Consider the following 25702-nt stretch of genomic DNA (forward strand, 5'->3'; position numbering starts at 1 on the left):
CCGACGGTAACAGAAGGTCTATACCAAATCCCGCCCCTGGGCCCGGTCTTGGGCGCCCGGGTGGTGGACGTACGCGGTGCTGCTCGGCCGGTCCTCGTACGTGCGGTGGAAGACCGGGGTCGCCGAGCCGGAGATCGGCGGCACGATCCAGGACCAGTCCGCGCCCACGTCGCGGCCCTTGCGCTCCTCCCGTTCCAGGTGGGACAGGAAGCGCCGGGACTCGGTGTGGTGGTCGGCCATGGTGACCCCGGCGCGGTCGAAGGAGTGCAGGACAGCCCGGTTGAGCTCGACGAGCGCGCGGTCCTTCCACAGGGAGCGGTCGCTGGAGGTGTCCAGGCCGAGCCGGCGGGCCACGGCGGGCAGCAGGTTGTACCGGTCGGTGTCGGCGAGGTTGCGGGCGCCGATCTCGGTACCCATGTACCAGCCGTTGAACGGCGCGGCCGGGTAGTGGATGCCGCCGATTTCCAGGCACATGTTGGAGATGGCGGGGACGGCGTGCCAGCGCAGTCCCCACTGCGCCCAGCCCTCGTCGTCGGGGTGCCCGATCGGGACTTCCAGGACGGCGTCCTCGGGGGTGTCGAACCAGCGCGGCTTGTCGTCGACGCCCTGCACCACGAGCGGCAGGAGGTCGAAGGGGGTGCCGGCGCCGCCGCGCCAGCCGAGCCTCAGCAGGGCCTCGGTCAGCGGGGCGTTGCGGGCGTCCCCGACGGTGACGGAGTGGTGGTCCCCGTAGCCGGCGTATCGGACGAGCTGCTCGCTCCAGATCAGCGGGCCGGGGCGGTCCGGGGCGTCGGGGGCGAAGACGGTGATCGTGGGCCTGACCCGGCCCCCGTTGGTCGCCTCGCGCAGGTGCTCGAAGCATTCGGCGGCGATGCCCTCGGCATCGGTGCTCTCCCGGCGGTCCCGGACCCGCAGGGAGTTCCAGTAGAGCCTGCCTATGCAGCGGTTGCTGTTGCGCCAGGCCACCCGGGCCCCGTGGACCAGCTCCTCGGGTGTGTGCCGGTAGGTTCCGGTCTCCGCCAGTTCGGACCGTACGGCGGCGAGCCGGTCGCGCGGATCGCCGGCATCGTGGTTCTCCCTGTGGAAGAGTCGGATGAACTCCTCGGCCGCTTCCCACACCTGAGCGGTGGTGGAGCGCTGTTGCGGTATTTCCATTCCGGGCCGGTACCCCCTGTCCGAGCAGATCCACCCTGTACATGCCGGATGAGTGTGCAGTAAACAATCACCCGTTGTACATGCCGCAGGTCAGCACCACGGGCAACGGCCGTCCGGAACACTCCTCCGAGTGATCTTCTGGGATCGGCCTGCGAGGTGGCTCGAAGGAGCGTACGATCCGCCGCATCCCGGGAGTTGACCCCTCAGGTCGCCCCTTTCCAGAGACCTGCGGTGGGTGCTCGCCGACCCGCCGGAGGCAGGGCCGACTCATGAAGAGCGCCTGCTCCCCAGAAGCGGGCGTGCCGTCCTAAGGTGCTCGGCCCCCCGCTCCCTGGCGCAGTCCGCCGCACCTTCCACCAGCGTCCAGCCGCCGCCGGCGGAGCCGTGGGCGGTGGTCATGAGATCCACGGTACGCAAAAAATCCCCCGGCGGAATTCGCTGCCGAGGGAGGGGAGAGCGTATATTCAATGGTTCATGACTTCGTCGGAAAACGAGGACATGAGGAAGCTTTCGAGGACACTGTATCGCGGCAGGAGTTCAATTGTCAACCGAGGAATTCCGTAAAGAGCAGCAATTCGTCACGGACCTCTATGTGCGCCTCGACCACCTGCGCGACCAGGCCGAACGCGCTGTCGAGGGAGCATTGCGGGAGGTCGGGAACGGTGCTCAGGCACGTCTGGAGCGCGATGTCCTGGTCGCCGAGCAGTCCGGACTGCTTTCCGCGCTGAATGCGGGAGAGAACGGCCTGTGTTTCGGCCGTCTGGAGTTCTCCGACGGCCGCGACCACCACATCGGGCGCATCGGAATCCGCGCGGACGACGCGGAGCGCACGCCCCTGGTGCTGGACTGGCGGGCCGAGGTGGCCCGGCCCTTCTACCTCGCCACCGGCCACACTCCCATGGGCCTGCGGCGACGCCGGCACATCAGCAGCCGCGGACGGGTGGTGACCGCCCTGCACGACGAGATCCTCGACCTGGCGGACGCGGAGCGCACCGGGTACGAGGGCGCCGACGCGGACGCCGTGCTGCTCGCCGCGCTGGACGCCGCCAGGACGGGCCGGATGCACGACATCGTGCGCACCATCCAGGCGGAACAGGACCGCGTCATCCGCTCCACGCACCGCGGGGTGCTGGTCGTCGAGGGCGGGCCCGGCACCGGCAAGACGGCGGTGGCCCTGCACCGGGCCGCGTACCTGCTGTACGCGCACCGCGAGCTGCTCGCCAAGCGCGGGGTGCTGATCGTCGGGCCGGGCCCCGCGTTCCTGGGCTACATCGGCGGGGTACTGCCGGCGCTCGGCGAGACGGGAGTCCTGCTCGCCACGCCGGGCGAGCTCTATCCCGGTGTGCACGCGACGGGGACCGACCGGCCCGGCGCGGCCGCGGTGAAGGGCCGGGCCTCGATGGCGCGGGTCCTGGCGCGGGTGGTCGAGGACCGGCAGTGTCTGCCGGAGACCGTGCCGGCCCGCACCGGCGAGGAGTTCGACACGGTGCCCGAGCCCGCGCTGGAGATCGACCACGACGACTACGGGACGCTGCTGCTGGACCGCACGATGGCGTACGAGGCGCGGGACCGGGCCCGGGCCACCGGGCTGCCGCACAACGAGGCGCGGCCCTCCTTCGCCTTCCGGATCATCGACGCGCTCACCGCGCAGCTCGCCGACCGGCTGGGGGCGGATCCGTACGGCGGCCCGAACCTGCTGGGCCCGGACGACGTGGCCCAGCTGGGCAAGGAGATCGCGATGAGCCCGGCCGTGCACGCGGCGATCGACTCCCTGTGGCCCTCGCTGACCCCCGAGCGGCTGGTCCGCGACTTCCTGGCGGAGCCCACGCACCTGCCGGCGCACGAGGCGGAGCTGATCCGGCGCGAGCCGTCGGCGCGGCCGGACTGGACCCCGGCCGACGTGCCGCTGCTGGACGAGGCGGCGGAGCTGCTCGGGGAGGACGACAGCGCGCGGCGCGCCGCCGAGGAGCGCGAGCGGCAGCGGCGCATCGCCTACGCGCAGGGGGTGCTGGACCTGTCGGAGGGCTCCCGGTCCTACGAGTTCGAGGACGAGGAGAACGAGTACCTCGCGGCGCACGACATCATCGACGCCGAGCGGATGGCCGAGCGCCAGGAGGAGGCCGACCACCGCAGCGCGGCCGAGCGGGCCGCCGCGGACCGCACCTGGGCCTTCGGGCACGTGATCGTGGACGAGGCGCAGGAGCTGTCGGAGATGGCGTGGCGGCTGCTGATGCGGCGCTGCCCGACCCGCTCGATGACGCTGGTCGGCGATCCGGCCCAGACCGCAGAGGAGGCGGGCTGCGGATCGTGGGAGCGCGTCCTGCGCCCGTACGTGGGCGAGCGCTGGGAGCTGGTCCGGCTGGGGGTCAACTACCGTACGCCCGCCGAGATCATGGAGGTGGCGGCCGCCGTGCTGCGGGACCGCGATCCCGGCTTCGCCCCGCCGAGCTCGGTACGGGCCACCGGGGTCCGCCCGTGGGCCCGGGCGGCGCAGGACCTGGCGGGGGCCGTCGCGGAGGCGGTGCGCCGGGAGCTGCCCGCGCAGGGGCGGCTCGCGGTGATCGCGCCCCGGGAGCTGCACGCCCCGCTGGCCGCGGGGCTGCCGGGGGTGCGGGCCGGGGCGCAGCCGGATCTGACCCGGGAGGTGGTCCTGCTCGATCCGCGCCAGGCCAAGGGGCTGGAGTTCGACACGGTGATCGTGGTGGAGCCGGCCGACTTCCAGCCGAGCGACCTGTACGTGGCGCTGACCCGGGCCACGCAGGCCCTGGGGGTGGTGCACACCCCCGGCCGGCTGCCGGCGGGGCTGGAGGCGGCCGGCGAGGGGCTGCTCAGGCGCTGATGACCAGGGGTGCCCGCGGGTCGGTGCGCAGCGGGGCGGCGAGCGCGACGAGGGCGTGCTCCAGGCCGTGCAGGTGGGCGAGGGCCGGTTCCGCGGGCGCGGCGGGCCGGGGCCGGGGCGGTGCGATGAGCTCGGGGGTGCTGTCGGGCGCGGTGAGCGCCTCGACGGCGGCCTCCACGCGCCAGCAGGCGGCGGCCAGCCGGGCGTCGTGCGAGGCCTGCGGGTCGGCGGCGACGGCGACCAGTCCGCGCACCTCCCGGGCGCATTCGTCGAGCAGCGCCAGCACCTGGCGGGCCCGGGCCTTGCGGGCGCGCAGCGGGCTCAGCGGGTGGACGAGGGGCGCGAGGGCCATCCGTACCCGGCCCAGCAGGAGTTCCAGTTCGGCGGCGTGCGGGGCGGGGTCGGCGGCGGGGTTGCCCGCGAGCCGGTCCAGGGCGGCCGCGGTGGAGGCGCGGACGCAGTGCAGGGCGCGCTGGATCCAGGCGTCGTTGGCGGCGTGGGTGGTCACCGGGAGGATGATCACGACGGCGAGGGCCACGCCGAGCGCGCCGACCGCCGTCTCCTGGAAGCGCAGGAGCAGCAGTCCGGGGTGCAGGACCCCGAGGAGTCCGTAGAGCAGCCCGGCCATGACGGTGACGAAGAACATCATCCAGGAGTAGGAGGGGGCCGCGGTGTAGAAGATCCCGAAGACGCACACGGCGACGAGGGCCGCGGTCGGCGCGGGCGCGCCGTGCAGCGGTACGGCGATCAGCAGCCCGGCGGCGATGCCGAGGACGGTGCCGAGGACCCGCCGGAAGCCCCGTACGAGGGTCTCGCCTCGGGAGGCGGTGTTCACGAAGATCCACCAGGCGGTGCCGACGGCCCAGTACCAGCGGTCCTCGGAGAGCGCCTGGCCGATGGCGAGGGCGAAGGCGCAGGCGGCGGTGGCCTGGAAGGCCTGGCGGGTGGTGGGTCGCGCGAGGCCCGTGCCCGGCAGGCCGGGCGGGGCGGGGGCGGGCGGGGTGCGGCGCTCGATGGGCCACAGCACGAAGCGCACGGCCCCGGCGGCGAGCAGGGCCAGTCCGACGGCGGCGTACAGCTCGGGCAGCTGTCCGGGGACGGCGTGCAGGAACTGGGTGACGAAGAACATCATGAAGCCGAAGATGCCGAGGGCGTGGCCGCGCGGGCCCCCGCGGCGGGCGTAGACCCCGGCGAACACGACGGCGAGGAAGGCGGCGTCCCGGACGAGCGGCACCCCGTGCAGGGTGGTGGCCAGAGCGAGGACCGGGAAGCCCGCGACGGGCAGCAGGGCGGTGGTGACGCGCTGGGCGCGCACGTTCGCGTCGACCACGGTGAAGAGGGCGAGCAGGGCGGCCAGTCCCCCGGTGATGGAGGCGGTCAGGGAGAGGCCGCAGAGCTCCGCGAGGGCCACGGCGGCGCCGACGCCGATCACCGCACGGGCCGAGTTGCGCAGTCTCAGACGCCCCGGGTCCGGAGCCACGAACATCCTCTTCACGGCGGTGTGCCGCCCCCCTTGCAGTGGTGCGCGCCGGCCCGGTGCCGCCCGGGGGTGGTGGGCGGTGAACGGGCACGGCGAAGGCGCCGCGCTCCGGATCCGGCCTCGTTGCCGCCCGGCGCTGCGCGGCGCCGTAAGTACATGGATACGACACAGATAACCACCTGGGGGCACACTGGCTCAACTCGGCACCGTCTGAGTGGGCCATTGGCCCGGTCGACGGCCGTGATCTTCGGCCATGGGGGTGCCAACGGACCGGCTCGGGCGGGCGGGTCCGGGTTCGCATGGTCCTGTCGCCGGGCCGGCCACCGGGTGGAGACCCGGACCGGGCGAACCGGCGGCCGGCCCGTGTACCTCGCGTCGGTGCCGCTGGTCGGGCCGGGCGGGGCGAGGCGTACGGCAGGCTGCTCGTCGTACGGGCCGGCGAGGCGTTCGGCGACCACGAGATCGCCACGCTGCGCTTCGCGGCGCGGCTCGCGAGCGTCCACATCGGGTACGCCCGGCGCCAGACGGCCACCGAGCAGACGGCGCTCGACCTGCAACGGGCCCTCGTCTGTACCGCTCCATCCTGCGGGAGGTCGCCTCCACCGAACTCGCCCCGCACCGGGTGCTGCGCCGGCTGGACACCCTGGCGACCGCGGACGACCGGCGGCGGCCCGCGACCTGCCTGCTGGTGCGGATCGATCCCGCGCGCGGCATCGCCCTGTACGCGAGTGCGGGCCACCTGCCGCCCGCCATGTTCGGCGGCGACGGCACGGGCGGGCTGCTCGACGTGCCCGTGGGCCCGCCGCTGGGTACGGGCATCGGCGGCTACGAGGCCCTCGGCCGGCCGATCTCCGCCGACCAGACCCTGCTGCTGTACACGGACGGCCTGGCGGAACGGCGGGGCGAGGGCATCGACACCTCCCTGGCCAGGCTCGCCGGCCTGGGCACGGCGCCGGGGCGCCGGTCGAGGACATCGTGACGTCGGTCTGCGACGGGCTCGACGCGCAGCACGCCGAGGACGACGTCGCCGTCCTGGCCGCGCGCCCGCGTCCCCGGCCGGCGCCGCACGCCGGCAGGTGAGCCTGCGGCGCCCTTCCGGCCACCCGATGAAATCCAGCCGAATCTCGGGGAGGCCGGGCCGCCCCCGCACGGGGTCGTGCCCGGGCGGCGGGCAGGCGTCGCACGGGGCCTGGCGGCGCGGACGGCGGGGCGGCCGCGCGGGATCGGCCGGTCGGGCTCGGCACCATTTCAGGACAGGGCGCTCGGCGCCAACTCACGTGTGGGGTCCGCATCATGACCTGCTGTCAAGTGCCGTGCGCGGAACGGATAAGATCCCGGGCTGTTGTCCAATGATCTTTCGCATCCGATCGTTTGAGGGTTCTGATGGTTCGAGAGGGATCGTCGCCCGGCAGTCCAGGGCCCGCCTCACCCGTCATCTGGGCACTGCCCGCGCTGCTGACCGCCGCGCTGACGGGGGTCACCGTGGCGCTGGTCTCGGCCCCCGCCCGCACGCCCGTGGCGTGGTTCGGTGCGGCGGCCTTCGTGGCCGTCGCGCTCGCGTGCGGTGAGGCGGCCCGGCGCGGCAAGGCGGTGGCGGCGCTCCGCGCCACGGTGGCCGTGCAGGAGGCGGCCCTGTCCCGGCAGCAGACCGAGACGGTGCGGCTGGCCGAGGCGCTGCTGCCCGATGTGGTGACGCGCCTGCGCAAGGGCGAGTTCCCCGAGGACGTGCTCGCCTCTCTTGAGGACGCCAGCACCTACCAGCCCGGTCTGACCCCCGCCTTCCGCGCCGCCCACCACGCGGTGCTGCGCTCGGTGCTCGACGCCGTGGTGGCGGAGGAGGACCTGCGCGACTCGGCGCAGCGCGCCTTCGTCAACATCGCCCGCCGCGTCCAGGCCATCGTGCACCAACAGGCCCAGGAGCTGCGGGAGATGGAGGACCGGCACGGCCGGGACCCGGCCGTCTTCGGCGATCTGCTCCGGCTCGACCACGGCACCGCGCTGATCGGCCGGCTCGCCGACTCCATCGCCGTGCTCGGCGGGGCGCGGCCCGGCCGCCAGTGGAACAAGGCCGTGCCGCTGTACAGCGTGCTGCGCGGCGCCATGTCCAGGATCATCGACTACCAGCGCGTGGAGCTGCACTCCGTCTCGCAGGTCGCCGTGGTCGGCCCGGCCGTCGAGCCGCTCATCCACGCGCTGGCGGAGCTGCTGGACAACGCCACCCGCTACTCCCCGCCGCAGACCAAGGTCCACCTGACCGCCGTCGACGTGAACTCGGGCATCGCGATCGAGATCGAGGACGGCGGCCTGAGCATGAGCGAAGAGGCCCGCAAGCGGGCCGAGCGCATGCTGCGCCAGGCGCAGGAGGGCATCGACCTCACCGACCTGGGCGAGACCCCGCGGCTGGGCCTCGCCGTGGTCGGCCGGCTCTCCCAGGCGTACGACTTCCGGGTCTCGCTGCGCTCCTCGGCGTACGGCGGCGTACGGGCCGTCCTCGTCGTCCCGCAGGGGCTGATCACCACCGTCTCGACCGCGACCGGCGTCGCCCACGGCATCGGCACCTCCTCGGGGCCCCGTGCGGCCCTCGAACCGGCGGCCGCTCCCGCGCAGCCGCCCCGGCCGGCCACGGGCCCGCTGGTCCCGGCGGACGCGGACGAGGTGCCCCTGGTGACCGAACGGACCATGAACGGGCTGCCGCAGCGCCGCCGCAAGGCGCGTGCCACGGCCCCCGACGAGACCACCGCCGCCGGGCGGACCACCGCCGAGGGCCCGGAACGGACCGAGGCACAGCCCGGCATGTGGCTGGCCGCCTTCCAGAGCGGTCTGTCCGGGGACAGCCGGACCGCGGGGAGCCACACCGCGGAAAGCCAGACCACAGACACCTCGCCGGCCGTGGCGAGCAAGGGGGAACAGCCATGAGTCAGCTGCAGACCAATATGGACTGGATGCTCAAGGACCTGGCCGAGAGCGTTCCGCAGACCCGGCACGTCATCGTGCTCTCCGCCGACGGCCTGCGCATGGCCCAGTACGGTGCGCAGACCGACACGGCCGACCGGCTCGCCGCCGCCTGCGCCGGACTGCAGAGCCTGGCCGGCGCGGTCGCCTCCGAACTCCCCAACGGCGACGGCCGCATGCGGCTCGTCGTGATCGAGATGGACGGCGGGTTCTTCTACCTGATGGCGGCGGGCGCCGGCGCCTACCTGGCGGTCCTGGCCGACGAGGGCGTCGACGCGGGCCTGATGGGCCAGCGCATGCGCGACCTGGTGGCGCGGATCGGAGAGCACCTCAGCAGCCCGCCGCGCAGCGACCGGCAGACCGCGTGAGGGAGCCGGGCGCCACCTGGGAGGACGGCAGCCCCGAGCGGCTCTACGTCATCACGGGCGGTCGCAGCGGGCCGTCGGTTCCCAGCGGCCTCGACCTGGTCACCCTGATCGTCGCCCAGTCGGGGCCGCGGCCCGGCATGCAGCCGGAGCACGCGGCGATCGTGCGGTTGTGCCAGGCGCCCCTGTCCGTGGCCGAGATCTCCGCGTACCTCGGCCTGCCGGTGAGCGTGGTCACCGTCCTGATCGACGACCTGCTCACGTCGGGCCAGGTGCTCTCCCGCGCACCCGTCGCCCGCGCCCAACTCCCCGACCTGGCATTGATAGAGGCAGTGATCGATGGACTTCGAAAGCTCTGAGGTGTCGCCCGCCGGGCCGCGGCGCGAGGACGTACTGCCGGCCACGGCCGCCGCCGCGGTCAAGGTGGTGATCGTCGGCGGCTTCGGGGTCGGCAAGACGACCCTGGTCGGCGCGGTGAGCGAGATCCGGCCCCTGACCACCGAGGAGACGATGACCCAGGCCGGGGTCGGCGTCGACGACACGGCTGGTGTGGAGCGCAAGACCTCCACCACCGTGGCCATGGACTTCGGCCGCATCAGCATCAACGAGGAGTTGGTGCTGTACCTCTTCGGCACCCCCGGCCAGCAGCGGTTCTGGTTCCTCTGGCGCGGCCTGTTCGAGGGCGCGCTGGGTGCGGTGGTCCTGGTCGACACCCGCCGACTGGAGGTCAGTTTCGACGTGATCGGCCGGTTGGAGGAGCGCGGAGTGCCCTTCGTGGTCGCCGTCAACTCCTTCCCCGGCGCGCCCCAGTACCCGGTCGAGGAACTGCGCAGCGCCCTCGACCTGCCCGCGGCCGTCCCGCTGGTGCTCTGCGACGCCCGGCGGCGCGACTCCAGCCGTGACGTCCTGATGACGTTGATGCGCTATCTGCACTCCCTCGCCGTGACCCCGGAGGCATCGTGAGCCCTTCCCCCTCCCCCGCCGCTTCGACTCCGCCGCCGGGCTGTCCCGCGCACCGGCTCTACGGCCCCGAGGCCGAGGCGGACCCGATGGGCCTGTACGAGAAGCTGCGGGCCGAGCACGGCGCGGTGGCCCCCGTCCTCGTCCAGGGCGACCTGCCCGCCTGGCTGGTGCTCGGCCACCGCGAGAACCTGGACGTGACCCGCACCCCGTCCCGGTTCTCCCGGGACCCGCGCCGCTGGCGGGACCAGCAGGAGGGCCGGGTTCCGGCCGACCACCCGCTCACGCCGATGACCGCGTGGCAGCCCGTGTGCCACCTGGTCGACGGTGCGGAGCACGAGCGGCTGCGCGGTGCGGTCACCGAGTCGCTGGAGCGCTTCGACCGGCGCGGCGTGCGGCGGTACGTCAAGCGCTTCGCCGATCAGCTGATCGACCAGTTCGTCGAGGCCGGGCAGGGCGACCTCGTCGCGGACTTCGCCGAGCCGCTGCCGATGCTGGTGATGACCCAGCTGGTCGGGGCGCCCGATTCGTACGGCCCGCGCCTGGTCGAGGCCGCCCGCGACATGCTCAAGGGCACCGAGACGGCCGTCGCCAGCAATGCGTACGTGACGGCCACCCTGCGCGAACTCGTGCTGCGCAAGCGGGCGGTGCCCGGCCGGGACTTCACCACGTGGATGGCCGAGCACCCGACCTCACTGGCCGACGAGGAGATCGTCGAGCACCTGCGCCTGGTGATGATCGCGGCGTTCGAGACGACCGCCAACCTCATCGCGAACACCCTGCGCTTGGTGCTGACCGACCGGCGGTTCCGCGCGAACCTCGCCGGCGGCCACATGCCCCTGCCCGACGCGCTGGAGCAGGTCCTGTGGGACGAGCCCCCGATGGCCACGATCCTGGGGCGCTGGGCCATCGGTGACACCGAGCTCGGCGGGGCGCAGATCAAGGCCGGGGACATGCTGCTGCTGGGGCTCGCGGCCGGGAACGTCGATCCGGAGATCCGTCCCGACCTGACGGTGCCCGTCCACGGCAACCGCTCGCACCTGGCCTTCAGCAGCGGCCCCCACGAGTGCCCCGGCGCGGACATCGGCCGGGCCATCGCGGAGACCGGGATCGACTCCCTGCTGACCCGGCTGCCCGACCTGGAACTGGCCGTCCCCGAGGACGAGCTGCGGTGGACGGCGTCCCTCATGTCCCGCCACCTGGTCGCGCTTCCGGTGCGGTTCACCCCGCGGGGGACCTCTGTCACGGGCAGCACGCGGGCACCGGCCGCGGCGGCCGCCGCCGCGCCGGCCGCTCCCCTTCCCGGGGAGCGGCCGGCGGTGCGGGTCCGCTGGTGGGCCCGGCTGCTGGGCCGCCGCCGCCGCTGACCGTCGCGTCAGGCGTCGAGCTGCTGCCCCCACCAGGCGAGAGCCGGTACCGGCGGCGGCTCGACCCCCGGGTCGCGGGCGTGTCGCTCCAAGTGACGGGGGGTGGGGGCCCTCGGCGTACAGCGGGCGGCATCGTCAGCTCCCCCCGCCCAGCCGGAAGAGCAGCAGCCGGGTCTCCAGGGCGTGGTCGCGCCAGATGCGGAAGAGCTTGCCGTGCGTGATGGTCGACTCCCGGAGTCGTTCCCGGGACCATGCGGCGGGGGCGCCGGTGTGCTCGATCCGGTCCAACTCCGCGGTGTTCCAGGCCATGGACTGGACCCAGAACTCGGCGACCCGGTCGGTGAGGTCCTCGTCCTGCTCCAGCTCGAACCCGGCGGCCCGGGCGGCGACGATGTACTCGGTGAGGGTGCCTAGGCGCGTCTTGTAGTAGGCGTCGATGAAGTCGGTCCACTCGGGACGGCAGATGAAGTGCTCCTGGATCCCGAACCAGCCGCCCGGCTTCAGGGCCTTGGCGACCACCTCGAAGAGCCGTTCGCGGTCCAGGTAGCCGGAGCTCTCGCAGGCGTAGGCGGCGTCGAATCCGCGCGGCGCGGTGTAGTCGTGGACGTCCGCGAGCAGGGGCGTCACCCGGTCGCCCACCCCGGCCTGCCGGGCGAACCGCCGGATGAGGGGCACGTGTTCCGCGGCGACGGTGAGGCCGGTGACCTCGGCTCCGTGTTCCTGCGCCCAGTAGAGCGAGCCGCCGCCGACACCGCAGCCTATGTCGAGGAGGCTGGCGGGCGGGGTGGCGTAGGCGCCCCAGGTCCGGGCGGCGTGTTCGACGATCGCCTCCTGGGACGCGATGATGCGGCGCTTGAGCACGCGCTGCGAGACCGTGGTGTTCGGTGTCTCGCCGGGAGCGAAGAGGCCCATGTGGAAGTGGACCCGCGGTCCCGGACCGTATTTGTGGAGGATGTCAGCCGTCTTCCGGCTGTAGTAGAGCGGCACTTGGCTCTGGTCGAACGCCTGGCCACCAGCGTGGGGCTGGATGACGAGGTTGCTGTCCATCGGTTCTCCGGTCTTGCGGTCACGTGGGGGGTGATCGGCCGCCCCACTCTGCCCAGCCGTGATCGACAACACGCTTTGATCACTTGGGCATTGAGCATAGCCACACACCAAATAGCGCGATTTCCGGCCAAGTTGGTTGGGTGTGACGGCTCCTCAGATCAGTTCGCCGCCGGGCTCCGTCGGTACGCACAGCACCGGGACCGGAGAGAGGTGCAGGAGCTTGTGCGGGGTGGAGCCCAGCAGGGCGCCGCGGATCGGGCTGTCGCCCCATGTGCCGACGATGATGACGCGGGCTCCGTAGCGCCGGGCGGCGTCGAGCAGGGCCTGCGCGGGCCTGTCGTCGACCACCTCGACCGTCGAGGGCACACCCGCCTCGTCCGCGGCCTGCACGGCGTGCGCCAGGGCGCTGCGGCCCGCCTGGCGGACGGCCTCCCGGTGCGCCCGGTACTCCTCGCCGGTGGCGCCCGGGGCGGCCGCCCCGTAGACGAGGACGAGGGGCTCGCCGAAGGCGGTGGCCACCTCCAGCGCCACGCGCAGCGCCCGCTCCGCGCCGGGCGACTCGTCGTATCCGAGGACCACGGACATCGAGGACTCCTCAGCTCTTGTGGCCGTGGACGAGGTCAGGATCGGCCACGCCGCGGCGCTCCTGCCAGAACCGGCCGTCGCGCAGCCGCCAGTAGCACATGACGAGCACGCCGACGACGGCGATGGCGATGCCGATGACCAGGGGCGGGCCGAGTCCGAACCAGGAGGCGCCGCTCGCCGAGTTCTCCGGGTTCGACATGTCGCCGACCGACTCCACCAGCAGCCAGCTCAGCAGCAGCGCGCCGAGCACCGGGCCGAGGCCGATGAGCAGGAAGTTGTGCGCGTTCTCCAGCAGGTGGCGCCGGTAGTAGACGGCGCAGGCCAGGCCGGTGAGCGCGTAGTAGAAGGCGATGAGCAGGGAGAGCGCGGTCAGTGAGTCGAGGAGCGCGTTCTCGCTGATCTGGTTGACGACGAGGTACCAGCCGATCGCGATGCCCGCCACGCACCACGTGCTCACGTCCGGGGTCCGGAACCGCGGGTGGATGTGGGCGAGACCGGGCGGCAGGGCGTGGCGGCGGGCCATGGACAGGGCGGTGCGGGAGGCGGGGATGATCGTGGTCTGGGTGGAGGCGAGGGCCGAGGTGCAGACCGCGAGGAGGACCACCCAGTCCCAGCCGCCCATGACCTCGTGGGCCAGAACGGCGAAGACGGCCTCCTCCTCGGCGGCGTTCTCGGCGAGGAAGGCGGTGCCCGCGTAGCCGACGACGGCGAAGCCCACGGACAGGTAGGTCACCAGCAGGACCACCGTCGACCAGATGCCGGCCTTGCCGGGCGCGGTGGCGGAGTCCTGGACCTCTTCGGTGAGGTTGACCGCGGACTCCCAGCCCCAGTAGATGAACACGCCGAGCAGCAGTCCGCCGGTCAGCGCGGCGCCGCCGGCGCCGAAGGGGTTGAGCCAGCCGATCGACGGCTCGATCGCGTCGAGGGTGCTGGTGCCGGCGTAGATCCGGTAGAGGGCGACCACCGCGAAGGTCAGGAGGAAGAAGACCTGGGCGAGGATGAGGATGTCCTGGAGGTGGGCCGACAGCTCCGTGCCGATGACGCAGACGGCGGTCATGGCCAGGATCACGGCGACGGTCAGGCTCTGGCGGATCACGTCGTTGGCCGCCCAGTCGTCCAGTCCGGCGGCGAGCAGGCCGAAGTTGACCGCCACGTCCGCCAGGGAGCCGATGACGAGCACGCCGGTCATGGCGATGGCCCAGCCGCCGAGCCACCCCGCCCAGGGGCCCATGGCCCGGGTGACCCAGGAGAAGGTGGTCCCGCAGTCCTGGTCGACCTTGTTGAGGTAGTAGAAGGCGGCGGCGATCAGCAGCATCGGGACGAACGAGGCCAGCATCACGCCCGGCGCGTAGATCCCCACGAGCGCCACGATCGGCCCGAGCACGGCGGCCAGGGAGTAGGCGGGCGAGGTGGAGTTGAGGCCGATGACCAGCGCGTCGAGGAACCCGATCGCGTTGGCCTTCAGGCCCGGCTCCGGGGCGGCGGCCTGCGGGCCGCCGCGGTCCGCGCTGTCTTCGGCCATGTAGGCATCGTCGCCCGCCCTCGGCCGCCGCGCGAGGCGGGAGGGGCGGGCGGGCTACGGGCGGGGCCGGCCCGCGGTCAGGGGCGGGTGTTCCAGCCGGCGATCACGGGCAGCCCGTGCTCCGTGGAGAGCACGCTGACCGTGCCGGTGCGCAGCAGGAACAGCCGGCCCTCCTCGGGGTCCAGGCGCAGGTAGCGGGCGGTGAGGACGCGCAGGAAGTGGCCGTGGGCGACGACGACCACGTTGCCGCCGCCGGCGCGCAGCACCGGGGCGATCCGGGCCAGGGCCCGGTCGGCGCGGGCGCCCACCTGGGCGGCGCTCTCGCCGGGGTGCTCCGCGTCACCGGGCGGCACCCCGTGGGTCCACAGGGACCAGTCGGGGGTGGTCCGCCGGATCTCCGCGGTGGTGATCCCCTCGTAGCCGCCGTAGTCCCACTCGTACAGGTCGGGGTCGGTGACCCCGCCGGCGAGTCCCGCGAGCCGGGCCGTGGCGACGGCCCGGCGCAGCGGGCTGGTCAGCACCAGCGCGGGGTGGCGGTCCCGGAAGTAGGGGGCCAGGGAGACGGCCTCCTCCACCCCGCGCGCGGTCAGCGGGACGTCGGTGCGCCCGGTGTGCCGCCCGTCGGCGCTCCACGCCGTCTCGCCGTGCCTCACCAGCAGCAGGTCGCTCATCCTCCGGACCCTAGGCCCTGAGCGGCATGTCGGCGCCGAGGGCCGGGCCGGGCGTGTCACCGTCGGGCCTCATGCAGGTGGGTGCGCGTGCGGTGGGTCCGTCCACGGGACGGGGCCCTGGCGGCGCGGGGTGTGGTCCACCGGGCGCTGCCGCGGCCGCACACCGGGGGAACTGGGCCATTGGTACAGTCGCGGCATGGCGGTGGACGAGCTGGACACGAGGATCCTGCGCCTGCTGATCGAGCAGCCGCGCACCAGCGTCCGCGAGTACGCCCGCATCCTCGGCGTCGCCCGCGGCACGCTCCAGGCCCGGTTGGACCGGCTCGAGCGCACCGGGGTGATCACCGGGACGGGGCCCTCGCTCTCCCCCGCCGCGCTGGGGCATCCCGTACTGGCCTTCGTGCACATCGAGGTGACCCAGGGGCACCTGGACGACGTGGGCGAGGCGCTGGCGGCCGTCCCCGAGATCATCGAGGCCTTCTCGATCACCGGCGGCGGGGACCTGCTCACCCGCGTGGCGGCCCGGGACAACGCGCACCTGGAGGACGTGATCCAGCGGCTGATCCAGCTGCCGGGAGTGGTCCGGACCCGTACCGAGGTGGCCCTGCGCGAGCGGGTCGCGCACCGGTTGCTGCCGTTGGTCGAGGCCGTGGGCCGGGCCGCCCGCAAACCCTGACAGGATGGTATGGACAGGACACGACCGGCAGGACGGGCACAACGGATGATCTCCGTCATATTCGATCTCGACGGCACCCTCGTGGACAGCGAGCCGAACTACTACGAATCGGGGCGCCGCACCCTGGAGCGGCACGGGGTCCGCGAGTTCACCTGGGAGCAGCACTCCCGGTTCATCGGCATCGGCACCTTGGAGACGCTGGAGATCCTGAAGGAACGGTACGCGCTCCGGGCGCCGGTGGAGCAGCTCCTCGCCGAACAGAACGCCGTCTACCTGGAACTGGCCCGCACGGGGACGGAAGTCTTCCCGGAGATGCGCAAGTTCGTGGAGCGGCTGCGCGCCGAGGGCGTGCCCATGGCGGTGGCCTCCGGTTCCTCGCGCGAGGCGATCGACGCGGTGCTGTCCGGTACCGGGCTGGACGCCCTGCTGACGACGGTGGTCTCGGCCGAGGAGGTCGCCCACGGCAAGCCGGCCCCGGACGTCTTCCTGGAGGCGGCCCGTCGGCTGGGCGCCGAGCCCGCCGACTGCGTGGTCGTCGAGGACGCGGCGCCGGGCGCGCTGGCCGCCCGCGCGGCCGGCATGGGCTGCGTGGCGGTCCCGTACGTGGCGCAGACCGCGCACGACGAGGCGTTCGCGCAGGCCGGACTGCTCTTCCCGGGCGGGCAGCGGGAGTTCACCACGGACGCGGCCTACGACTGGCTGGCGGCGCGCGGCGCGGCCTGACCCCGGCCGGGCAGCGGAGGGCCGTTCGGCGCGGGGGCGGCCTTGCCGGGGAGGCCGGCGCGGGGACGGCTTGCCTGCAGGCCGGCGCCGCGGCCCTCTGGTGCCCTGGTACGGCGGCTGCCACCATGCGTGCGTGACCGCCACCACGCTGCCCCGGCGCGCCGGGAGCGGGCCGCGCCAGTGGCCCCTGCTCGGCAATCTGCCTGCCTTCGCCCGCGACCCGCTGGCCTTCTTCGAGTCGCTGCGCGACGACTACGGGGACTGGGTGCCGTGGGCGCTCGGGCCGCAGCGCAACGTGCTGGTCTCCCGGCCCGAGCACGCCGGCGAACTCCTCGGGGCCGTCGAAGGCACCTTCCAGCCGGTGGAACTGGGCTGGGCCTTCCACCAGTTGCTGGGCGACGGGGTCGTCGTGGCCACCGGGGACGACTGGCGGCGCAAACGGGCCCTGGTCCAGCCCGCGGTGCGGCCGCGCCAAGTGCGCGCCTACGCCGCCACGATGGTGGAGCGCGCGGACGCACTGGCCCGGAGCTGGCGCGCGGGCGAGCGGATCGACGTGCACCGGGAGATGGCCGGACTCACCCAGCGGATCGCGGTGCGCACGCTGTTCGGGAGCGACGCCGCCGGCCGGGAGGCGCCCATCAGCGCGGCCATGGCCACGGCTCAACGTGAGCTGGGGGCGGAGTTCCGGGGCGTCACCCTGTTCCTGCCGCCGTGGGTGCGGACGCCGGGGCGGCGCCGGATGCGGGAGGCGGTGGCCGTCCTGGACCGGGAGATCGCCCACGTCATACGGGAGCACGAGGCGGCCTCGGCGGCCGGGGCCGAGCGGGACGACCTGCTGAGCCGGCTGCTCGCGGCCCGCGACGAACACGGCGCCCCGTTGTCCCGCAAGGAGCTGCGTGACGAGGCGATCACCCTCTACATCGGCGGCCACGAGACCACCTCGACCACCCTGACCTGGGCGTGGCAGCTGCTGTCGGGAGCGCCCGGGGCACGGGCCAGGCTGACCGAGGAGCTGGACCGGGTGCTCGGCGGGCGGCTGCCGACGTACGACGACTACGCCCGCCTGCCCTGGACCCGACAGGTCATCAAGGAGTCGCTGCGGATCTATCCGCCGATCTGGCTGATCTCGGCGGTGGCCGGGGAGGGGGCGAGCATCGGCGGGCGCCGGGTGCCCGCGGGGACCCGGGTGTGGATCAGCCCGTGGTCGATGCACCGGGACCCGCGCTGGTTCCCGGACCCGGAGGCCTTCCGGCCCGAGCGGTGGGACGCGGATGCCCCGCACCCCGTGCACGAACACGCCTGGATACCCTTCGGCGGCGGCCCGCGGGCGTGTCTGGGCGCGCGGTTCGCGCTGGTGGAGGCCGCGCTCGTTCTGGCGGTCCTGGGGCAGCGGTTCCACCTGGACAGCGGGAGCGAGCGGGCCGGGACTCTCCCGGGGCTCACCCTGCAGCCGGCCGGACCGGTGCGGGCGACGCTGCGCTCGGCAGGCGGGGAAGATCCGGGCACGCCCCGCAGTTAGTAGAACCGTGAACGATCTGATGCGGGATGCCGGCGCGGGTGCGGGCTTGGACGCGGACGCGGCAGTGGACGTGGTGGTGGTCGGCGCCGGGCAGGCGGGCCTGTCCAGCGCCTACCACCTGGCCCGGGCGGGGATCGGCCACGTGGTCCTGGACCACGCGCCCCGCCCCGGCGGGGCCTGGCAGTTCCGCTGGCCCTCGCTGACCTACGGCCGGGTCCACGGGATGCACTCCCTGCCGGGCATGGAACTGACCGGCGCCGACCCGCTGCGGCCCTCCTCCGAGGTGATCGGGGAGTACTTCGATGCCTACGAGGAGCGTTTCGGCCTGCGCGTACGGCGGCCCGTGGACGTCTCGGCGGTCCGCGCGGGCGCCGACGGGCGGCTGCTGGTGGAATCCTCGGCCGGCACCTGGTCCGCCCGGGCCCTGGTCAACGCCACCGGGACCTGGGACCGGCCGTTCTGGCCGCGCTACCCCGGCCAGGAGACCTTCCGCGGCAGGCAGCTGCACACCGCCGACTACCCGGGCCCCCAGGAGTTCGCCGGCGCGCGGGTGATCGTCGTGGGCGGCGGCACTTCGGCGGTGCAGCATCTGCTGGAGGTGGCGGAGGTGGCCGCGGAGACCACCTGGGTCACCCGGCGGCCCCCCGTCTTCCACGACGGGGGCTTCGGCGAGGCCGAGGGCCGGGCGGCGGTCGCCCTGGTGGACGAGCGCGTCCGGCTGGGGCTGCCGCCGCTGAGCGTGGTCAGCGTGACGGGCCTGCCGCTGAACGAGGCCGTACGGGCCGGACTCGCCTCGGGGGTGCTGGACCGCCGACCCGTGTTCGACCGGATCACCCCCTCGGGCGCCGCCTGGGCGGACGGCAGCCGGGTGGAGGCGGACGTCATCCTGTGGGCGACCGGGTTCCGCGCGGCCGTCGACCACCTGGCGCCGCTGCGCCTGCGCGAGCCGGGCGGCGGCATCCGGGTGGAGGGGACCAGGGCCGTGCGCGACGAGCGGGTCCACCTCGTCGGCTACGGCCCGTCGGCTTCGACCGTCGGCGCCAACCGCGCGGGCGGCGCCGCGGTCCGCGAGATCCGCAGGCTGCTTGCCCGCGAACGGGCCGGAGAGCCGGTCGGGGAGCCGGCTCGGGCGCCGGTCGGAGCGCGCGTGGGCTGAGTCCTGAGCCGCGGCCTGCGGTCCGTCGATGGCCCTCCCCCACGCGCACGCCGTCCAGCCGGAGCCGGGCCTCGGCGGGGCTGTCGCGGAACAGGAGCACCGGCCGGTGGCTGCGTCGGCGGTGCACGTCACATCGGTCTCGTGCCGGGTCCGGCAGTCGGTGAAACCGCCGCTGCACGCCCCGGGTATCCCCCCGTGCCGAAAGCTCTCGATCCTTGGCCGCCGACCGTAGGACCGCCCCCGTGGCCGGGGCCCCTCATTTCTCGGGGGAAGCCTCCTGAGCCGGGTGGGAACCGGTGTGCCGACGGAGTCGGTTGAACTCCGCGACGTGCTTGCGGTGCTCGTCGTACGTCGCCGAGAAGCGGGTGTCCCCCGGCTTCACGGTGACGAAGAACAGCCAGTCGCCGGGGGTCGGCGCCACTGCGGCCGTCATGGCCGCCAGTCCGGGGCTGTCGATCGGAGTGGGCGGCAGTCCCTGGCGTTCGTAGCTGTTGAAGGGGCTGTCGATCCGCGTGTCGCTCAGCGTGGTGTCCACGGTGCTGCGGTTCAGCGCGTAGTTGATGGTGGAGTCCATCTGCAGCGGCATCGACTTGGCCAGCCTGTTGTGCACCACCCGTGCGACCTTGCCCATGTCGGCGCGGCTGTCCGCCTCCGCCTCGATGATGCTGGCGAGGGTGGCGGTCTGGTAGGGGGTCATCCCGTGCGCCTTGCCGCCGTCCGCGACGGCCCGGTTGGCGAGCTTCTCGTTCGCCGTCCGCACCATGTAGGCGAGCAGCGTGGCCGGGGTGGTCCGCGAGGTCACCGGGTAGGTGGCCGGGAAGAGGTAGCCCTCCGGGTTGCCCTTCGCCTCGGCGGGCAGGGCCAGGTCCGCGGTGGCCACGGCCGCCTTGGCCGAGCCGGCCGGGAGCTTCAGCTCGCGGTCGATCGCGGCGTACACCTGGGAGGCGCGCCAGCCTTCCGGGATCAGCAACTGGCGTGGCACTTCGGGGGCTTCGTCACCCCTCAGCAGCGGGATCACGATGACCGCCCCGATCGCGAGCAGCGTGCCGAGGAAGAGCGCCAGTCGGCCCCGGCGAGTGAGCCGGGAACGGCGCTGTGGCGGCCGGTACTCATGGCGCATGCGGGAACGCTAACCCGCAGGTCGCCCCAAGTCCGGCACCCCGCCCGTGCGCCGGTCATACGATCACACATTCACCGGAGCCAGCTCGGCTTCCGGCGCCGGTTCGGCCGGCAGCGCGGCGTCCCGGTCCCGGCGGACCAGGGCGGCGTACCGGCCGTCCGCCTTCAGCAGCTCCTCGTGGGTGCCGCGCTCGGCTATCCGCCCCGCGTCCAGGACCACGATCTGGTCGGCATCGCGGACGGTGGACAGCCGGTGCGCGATGGTGATGGTGGTGCGGCCCTCGGAGAGGTTGTCGATGGCCCGCTGGACGGCGTGCTCGGTCCGGGTGTCGAGGGCGCTGGTGGCCTCGTCCAGGATCAGCACCGGCGGGTCGCGCAGGATGGTGCGGGCGATGGCGAGGCGCTGCTTCTCGCCGCCGGAGAACCGGTAGCCGCGCTCGCCCACCAAGGTCTCGTACCCCTCGGGCAGGGACTCGATGTGCTCGTGTATCTGGGCGGCCCGGGCCGCTTCGGTGATCTCCTCGTACGTCGCGTCCGGCTTGGCGAAGCGCAGGTTGTCCGCGACCGAGGCGTGGAAGAGGTAGGTCTCCTGGGAGACCACGCCGATGGAGCGGGCCAGCGAGTCGAAGTCGAGGTCGCGCACGTCCACCCCGTCGAGGGCGACCCGGCCGCCGGTGACGTCGTAGAGCCGGGGCACGAGGTAGCTGAGCGTGCTCTTGCCGGAGCCGGTCGGACCGACCACGGCGAGCGAGCCGCCGGCCGGGACGGTGATGTCGATTCCGGTGAGGGTGGGGCCGCTCTTGGCGTCGTACGCGAAGTGCACGTCCTCCAGCCGGATCTCGCCCCTGGCCCGCTCCAGGCGGACCGGATCGGTGCGCTCGGTGATGTCCACCGGCAGGTCGAGGTACTCGAAGATGCGGGCGAACAGGGCGAGCGAGGTCTGGATCTGCACGCCGGTCGACAGCAGGCTGACGGTGGGCCGGAACAGGCCCTGCTGGAGGGTCACGAAGGCGACCAGGGTGCCGACGGAGAGCGAGGGGGCGCCGGTCTGGAGGGCTATGCCGGCGGCCCAGTAGATGAGCGCGGGCATGGCGGCCATGACGATGCCGATGGTGGACATCCGCCAGCGCCCGGCCATGCTGGAGCGCACTTCGAGGCCGACGAGCTTCTCGGACTCGACGGAGAAGGCGGCGGTGAGGGACTCGGACCGGCCCATGGTGCGGCCCAGCAGGATCCCGCTCACCGACAGCGACTCGGTGACCGTCGCGGCCATGGCGGCCATCTGCCTCTGCCGCTGGGTGGTGATCCTCTTGCGCTCACGGCCGACCCGTCGGCTGATCCACACGAACAGCGGGAGCAGGAGCAGCGAGACCACGGTGAGCCGCCAGTCGAGCACGAGCATGGCGACCACGGAGGCGATGACCGCCGTCAGGTTGGAGACGAGGGAGGTCGCGGTGGAGGTGACGGTGGCCTGCATGCCGCCGATGTCGTTGGCTATGCGGGACTGCACCTCGCCGGTGCGGGTCCGGGTGAAGAAGGCCAGCGGCATCCGCTGGAGCTGCGCGTACACGGCGGTCCGCAGGTCGTGCATGACGCGCTGGCCGACCGTGGTGGATATCAGGGTCTGGAGCACGCCGAAGACGCTGGTGACGACGGCGGTGAGGATCATGCCGAGCGCGAGCAGGCTGAGCAGCCCGGTGCGGCCCTGCGGGATCGCGACGTCGAGGATCTCCTTGAGCAGGAACGGCGAGGCGACGCCCACGAGCGAGGAGGCGCCGACCAGCAGGCCGACGAGGGCGAGGCGGCCGCGGTAGGGCCGGAACAGGCCCACGATCCGGCCGAGCTCGCGCGGCTGGTCGGCCGGGGCGGGGCGGCTCGGGTCGAGGGACTCCTTCGACGGGGTCCACTTCGGTTCGTCGTCGCGCATGGGCACCCTCTCGGGGTCGGAAGTCAGATCCATTGGAGCATAGGTCATTGTTACCTATGCTCACAATGAACGGCATCCTGTTATTGTTCCCGGCATGAGCTCCGCCTCCGACACCGATCGCCTCCTCGCCGAACAGCTGCTCCGCCTGACGCGCAGGCTCCACCGGATCCAGAAGCGCCACATGGAACCGCTCGGGATCACTCCCGCCCAGAGTCGGCTGCTGCGCCTGGTCTCGCACTACGAGGGCGGCCAGGCACCCCGAATGGCGGATCTCGCCGCCCGCCTGGAGGTCGTCCCCCGCGCCGTGACCACCCTGGTGGACGGCCTGGAGGCAGCCGGGTGCGTGCGCCGCGCGCCCGACCCCGCCAACCGCCGGGTCATCAGGATCGAGCTCACCGACACCGGCCGCGCCACGCTGCGCCGCCTGCGCAACGCGCGAACCGACGCGGCAGAGGAGATCCTGGCTCCATTGACCGGCGACCAGCGCGAGGTCCTCGGCGGCCTGTTGAACGCCCTGTCGGACGCCCCGGCGGACGTACCGGCGGAGCGCCGCTGCTGACGGGGCCGCGCGCGGGCCGCCACGAGGCGAAGGGTCGCGGATGCCGCTGCTGGAACCCAGGCCGGGGGCCCTGCGCCCGCGCGACGTCAGCGGCCCCGCCCACGACCGGCTCCCCGACCACCGGGCCGCCGGCACCCCGGAGCCGCTGCGCACCGAGCTGACCGAGCTGCTGGGCGCCGAGAAGGTCCTGTGGAAGGTCTCCGACCTGGTCCGCTACGCCTCCGACGCCTCGCCCTACCGCTTCGTCCCCCAGGTCGTGGTGGTCGCCGAGGACATCGACGACGTCTCCGCCGTCCTCTCCTACGCCCACGGCCGGAACCGCGAGGTCGTCTTCCGCGCCGCCGGTACCTCCCTCAACGGCCAGGCCCAGGGCGAGGACATCCTGGTCGACGTACGCCGCCACTGGTCCGGCATCGAGGTGCTGGAGGACGGCCGGCGGGCCCGGATCGGGCCCGGCACCACCGTCCTGCGTGCCAATGCCGCGCTCGCCCGGCACGGCCGCGTCCTCGGCCCGGACCCGGCCAGCGCCCTCGCCTGCACCCTGGGCGGGGTCGTCGCCAACAACGCCTCGGGCATGACGGCGGGCACCACGAGGAACTCCTACCGCACGCTCTCCTCGCTCACCCTCGTCCTGCCGGGCGGCACCGTCGTCGACACGGCGGACCCGCTGGCCGACGAGGAACTGGCGCGCGCCGAGCCCGCGCTGTGCCGCGGGCTGATGGAGATCAAGCGGGAGATCGAGGCCGACCCGGAGCTGGTGTCCCGGATCCGCGCCAAGTACGAGATCAAGAACACCACCGGCTACCGGCTGGACGCCTACCTGGACGGCACCACCCCCGTGGAGATCCTGCGCGGGCTGACGGTCGGCTCGGAGGGCACCCTCGGGTTCATCTCCGAGGTCGTCTTCGACACCCTGCCGCTGGACCGCGAGCTCTGCTCCGCCCTGCTGTTCTTCCCCTCCCTGCCCGCGGCGGCCGCCGCCGTGCCCCTCTTCAACGAGGCGGGCGCCCTCGCCGTGGAGCTGATGGACGGCAACACCCTGCGCGCCTCGGTCAGCGTCGCGGGCGTGCCCCCGGACTGGGCGGACCTGCCCAAGGACACCACCGCCCTGCTCGTGGAGTTCCGCGCTCCGGACGAGGCCGGCCGCGACGCGTACGAGAACCGCGCGGCCGGCCTGCTCACCGGCCTCGACCTGGTGGCGCCGGTGGCCTCGGTCACCAACGCCTTCACCCGGGACGCACGGACCATCAACGGCTACTGGAAGGCCCGCAAGGCCTTCGTCACCGCCGTGGGCGGCGCCCGCGCCCCCGGCACCACCCTCATCACCGAGGACTTCGCGGTCCCGCCGTCGCGCCTCGCCGAGGCCTGCGAGGCCCTCCTCGCACTCCAGGCGCGGCACGGCTTCGACGCGGCCGTCGCCGGGCACGCCGCCCACGGCAACCTGCACTTCCTGCTCGCCTTCGACGCCGCGGACCCCGCCGACGTCGAGCGGTACGCGGCCTTCATGGAGGCCTTCTGCCGGCTCACCGTCGAGCGCTTCGACGGCTCCCTGAAGGCCGAGCACTCCACCGGCCGCAACATGGCGCCGTTCCTGGAACTGGAGTGGGGCCCCCGGGCCACCGAGCTGATGTGGCGCACGAAACGCGTCATCGACCCCGACGGGGTGCTCGCCCCGCGCGTCCTCCTGGACCGCGACCCGCGGGCCCACCTGCGCGGTCTGAAAACCATTCCGCGGGTGGAGGCGGTGGCCGACCCGTGCATCGAGTGCGGCTTCTGCGAACCGACCTGCCCCAGCGAGGACCTGACGACCACTCCGCGCCAGCGGATCGTGCTGCGCCGCGAGATGATGCGCCAGCAGCCCGGCTCGCGGGTGCTGGACGGCCTGCTCGGCTCCTACGGCTACGACGCCGTCGACACCTGCGCGGGCGATTCCACCTGCAAGCTCGCCTGCCCCGTGGGCATCGACACCGGCGCGCTGATGAAGGACTTCCGCCACCGCCGGCACGGCGCCCGCGAGGAGCGGGCCGCCGCCCTGGCCGCGGAGCGGTTCGGGGCCGTGGAGTCGGCCGCCCGGCTGGCCGTGGCCGCCGCCGACCGGCTGCCGGACCGGATCGCGGACGGGCTGCTCGCGGCGGTCACCGGAGCCGCGCGCAAGGCCGTGAACCCGGACCTGGTGCCGCACTGGCTGCCGCAGGTCCCCGGCGCCGCCGCGCGCAGGCTGCCCGGTACCCCGCGGACGGGCGCGGCGGCCGTGTACTACCCCGCCTGCGTCAACCGGATCTTCGGCGGTCCCGGTGCCCGGACCGGCCCCTCCCTGCCGGAGGCCGTGGTGGCGGTGTCGCGGCGGGCCGGAAGGCCCGTATGGATCCCCCGGGACGTGACCGGCACCTGCTGCGCGACGATCTGGCACTCCAAGGGCTACGAGGCGGGCACCCGTGTGATGGCCAACCGCATCGTCGAGTCGGCCTGGGGTTGGACCGCGGGCGGGCGGCTGCCCCTGGTCGTCGACGCCTCCTCCTGCACCCTGGGCATCGCGCACGAGGTGGTCCCCTACCTGACGGAACAGAACCTCGCCCTGCACAGGGAGCTACGGATCGTCGACTCGGTCGTCTGGGCGGCCGAGGAACTGCTGCCGCACCTGGAGGTCCGCCGCACGGTCGGCTCCGCCGTCCTCCATCCCACCTGCTCGATGCGGCACCTGGGCGACGAGGCGCAGCTGCTGGCCGTCGCCGAGGCCTGCGCCGACGAGGTGGTGGTCCCGGACGACCTGGGGTGCTGCGCCTTCGCGGGCGACCGGGGCATGCTGCACCCCGAGCTGACGGCCTCGGCGACGGCGCGCGAGGCCGCCGAGGTGACGGCCCGGCACTTCGACGCCCACCTGTCGGCGAACCGGATGTGCGAGGTGGGCATGGACCGGGCGACCGGCCGCTCCTACGCCTCGGTCCTGCTCGAACTGGAGCACGCCACCCGCCCGTGAGCGCCGGTGTGCGCGACCCACCTGACCAGGCGCTACGTCGTCCGGTGCGGCGGCGATCCGGCGGGCGGCGGGACCGCGCCGACGGAAAACCGATTGCCCGGCC

General features: G+C 73.6%; 21 protein-coding genes. 13 read left to right on the top strand and 8 right to left on the bottom strand.

Annotation, left to right across the window (positions count from 1 at the left end; all coding sequences use genetic code 11):
• Window positions 1-18 precede the first annotated feature (18 nt).
• Window positions 19-1155 (bottom strand): nitric oxide synthase oxygenase, encoded by a 1137-nt coding sequence (locus BGK67_RS06315; protein WP_069918975.1) that lies wholly within the window; start codon window positions 1153-1155, stop codon window positions 19-21.
• Between the two features lie 541 nt (window positions 1156-1696).
• Here BGK67_RS06315 and BGK67_RS06320 point away from each other — a divergent pair.
• A complete protein-coding gene (locus BGK67_RS06320) occupies window positions 1697-3994 on the top strand; it encodes a HelD family protein (protein WP_069918976.1) in 2298 nt (765 codons plus the stop codon).
• Here BGK67_RS06320 and BGK67_RS06325 read toward each other — a convergent pair.
• Window positions 3984-5480 (bottom strand): FUSC family protein, encoded by a 1497-nt coding sequence (locus BGK67_RS06325; protein WP_069918977.1) that lies wholly within the window; start codon window positions 5478-5480, stop codon window positions 3984-3986. The two genes, BGK67_RS06320 and BGK67_RS06325, sit on opposite strands and share 11 nt — an antisense overlap.
• A 616-nt stretch (window positions 5481-6096) precedes the next feature.
• Between BGK67_RS06325 and BGK67_RS39920 the strand changes: the two genes are divergently transcribed.
• The 6 genes from BGK67_RS39920 to BGK67_RS06355 all read left to right on the top strand — a co-directional run bounded on the left by BGK67_RS39920 (window position 6097) and on the right by BGK67_RS06355 (window position 11118).
• Window positions 6097-6453, top strand: a complete 357-nt coding sequence (locus tag BGK67_RS39920) for a SpoIIE family protein phosphatase (protein WP_069918978.1) — start codon at window positions 6097-6099, stop codon at window positions 6451-6453.
• A 404-nt stretch (window positions 6454-6857) separates the two neighbouring features.
• Complete coding sequence (locus tag BGK67_RS06335; protein WP_069918979.1) at window positions 6858-8390, top strand: sensor histidine kinase; 1533 nt, start codon at window positions 6858-6860, stop codon at window positions 8388-8390.
• On the top strand, window positions 8387-8794 hold the full coding sequence (locus BGK67_RS06340) for a roadblock/LC7 domain-containing protein (RefSeq protein WP_069918980.1): 408 nt from the start codon (window positions 8387-8389) through the stop codon (window positions 8792-8794). The genes BGK67_RS06335 and BGK67_RS06340 overlap by 4 nt, the downstream gene beginning before the upstream one ends.
• Entirely contained in the window at window positions 8791-9150 is a 360-nt protein-coding gene (locus BGK67_RS06345; RefSeq protein ID WP_069918981.1) for a DUF742 domain-containing protein, read from the top strand. Before BGK67_RS06340 ends, BGK67_RS06345 begins: the two co-directional genes overlap by 4 nt.
• Window positions 9131-9754 (top strand): GTP-binding protein, encoded by a 624-nt coding sequence (locus tag BGK67_RS06350; RefSeq protein WP_069918982.1) that lies wholly within the window; start codon window positions 9131-9133, stop codon window positions 9752-9754. Before BGK67_RS06345 ends, BGK67_RS06350 begins: the two co-directional genes overlap by 20 nt.
• Entirely contained in the window at window positions 9751-11118 is a 1368-nt protein-coding gene (locus BGK67_RS06355) for a cytochrome P450 (protein ID WP_069918983.1), read from the top strand. Before BGK67_RS06350 ends, BGK67_RS06355 begins: the two co-directional genes overlap by 4 nt.
• Window positions 11119-11253: 135 nt before the next feature.
• Here the strand turns inward: BGK67_RS06355 and BGK67_RS06360 are convergent, their stop codons facing one another.
• The 4 genes from BGK67_RS06360 to BGK67_RS06375 all read right to left on the bottom strand — a co-directional run bounded on the left by BGK67_RS06360 (window position 11254) and on the right by BGK67_RS06375 (window position 14943).
• Window positions 11254-12165, bottom strand: a complete 912-nt coding sequence (locus BGK67_RS06360; RefSeq protein WP_069918984.1) for a methyltransferase domain-containing protein — start codon at window positions 12163-12165, stop codon at window positions 11254-11256.
• 153 nt (window positions 12166-12318) lie between these two features.
• Window positions 12319-12750 (bottom strand): universal stress protein, encoded by a 432-nt coding sequence (locus BGK67_RS06365; protein ID WP_069918985.1) that lies wholly within the window; start codon window positions 12748-12750, stop codon window positions 12319-12321.
• Window positions 12751-12760: 10 nt separating this feature from the next.
• A complete protein-coding gene (locus BGK67_RS06370; protein ID WP_069918986.1) occupies window positions 12761-14272 on the bottom strand; it encodes an APC family permease in 1512 nt (503 codons plus the stop codon).
• A gap of 77 nt (window positions 14273-14349) precedes the next feature.
• Window positions 14350-14943 (bottom strand): histidine phosphatase family protein, encoded by a 594-nt coding sequence (locus tag BGK67_RS06375; protein ID WP_069918987.1) that lies wholly within the window; start codon window positions 14941-14943, stop codon window positions 14350-14352.
• Window positions 14944-15139: 196 nt separating this feature from the next.
• Here BGK67_RS06375 and BGK67_RS06380 point away from each other — a divergent pair, with 196 nt between their 5' ends.
• From BGK67_RS06380 to BGK67_RS06395, 4 genes are all read left to right on the top strand, one after another.
• Window positions 15140-15619: an Lrp/AsnC family transcriptional regulator gene (locus tag BGK67_RS06380; RefSeq protein WP_069918988.1), complete on the top strand. Its 480-nt coding sequence runs from the start codon at window positions 15140-15142 to the stop codon at window positions 15617-15619.
• 45 nt (window positions 15620-15664) lie between these two features.
• Entirely contained in the window at window positions 15665-16342 is a 678-nt protein-coding gene (locus BGK67_RS06385; RefSeq protein WP_069918989.1) for an HAD family hydrolase, read from the top strand.
• 133 nt (window positions 16343-16475) lie between these two features.
• The gene (locus BGK67_RS06390) at window positions 16476-17861 is read left to right on the top strand and encodes a cytochrome P450 (protein ID WP_069918990.1); all 1386 of its coding nucleotides are present in this window, start codon (window positions 16476-16478) and stop codon (window positions 17859-17861) included.
• A gap of 19 nt (window positions 17862-17880) precedes the next feature.
• A complete protein-coding gene (locus BGK67_RS06395) occupies window positions 17881-19017 on the top strand; it encodes an FAD-dependent oxidoreductase (protein ID WP_069923670.1) in 1137 nt (378 codons plus the stop codon).
• Between the two features lie 256 nt (window positions 19018-19273).
• Here BGK67_RS06395 and mltG read toward each other — a convergent pair whose 3' ends face one another.
• Both mltG and BGK67_RS06405 read right to left on the bottom strand, forming a co-directional pair.
• Window positions 19274-20137: an endolytic transglycosylase MltG gene (mltG, locus tag BGK67_RS06400; RefSeq protein WP_069918991.1), complete on the bottom strand. Its 864-nt coding sequence runs from the start codon at window positions 20135-20137 to the stop codon at window positions 19274-19276.
• Between the two features lie 63 nt (window positions 20138-20200).
• A complete protein-coding gene (locus BGK67_RS06405; protein WP_069923671.1) occupies window positions 20201-22063 on the bottom strand; it encodes an ABC transporter ATP-binding protein in 1863 nt (620 codons plus the stop codon).
• A 94-nt stretch (window positions 22064-22157) separates the two neighbouring features.
• Here BGK67_RS06405 and BGK67_RS06410 point away from each other — a divergent pair, with 94 nt between their 5' ends.
• Entirely contained in the window at window positions 22158-22622 is a 465-nt protein-coding gene (locus BGK67_RS06410) for a MarR family winged helix-turn-helix transcriptional regulator (protein ID WP_069918992.1), read from the top strand.
• Between the two features lie 40 nt (window positions 22623-22662).
• Window positions 22663-25599: an FAD-binding and (Fe-S)-binding domain-containing protein gene (locus BGK67_RS06415; protein ID WP_069918993.1), complete on the top strand. Its 2937-nt coding sequence runs from the start codon at window positions 22663-22665 to the stop codon at window positions 25597-25599.
• The last annotated feature ends 103 nt before the right edge of the window (window positions 25600-25702 follow it).

The organism is Streptomyces subrutilus (assembly GCF_001746425.1).
In the GTDB taxonomy this organism is placed as follows: Bacteria; Actinomycetota; Actinomycetes; order Streptomycetales; family Streptomycetaceae; genus Streptomyces; species Streptomyces subrutilus_A.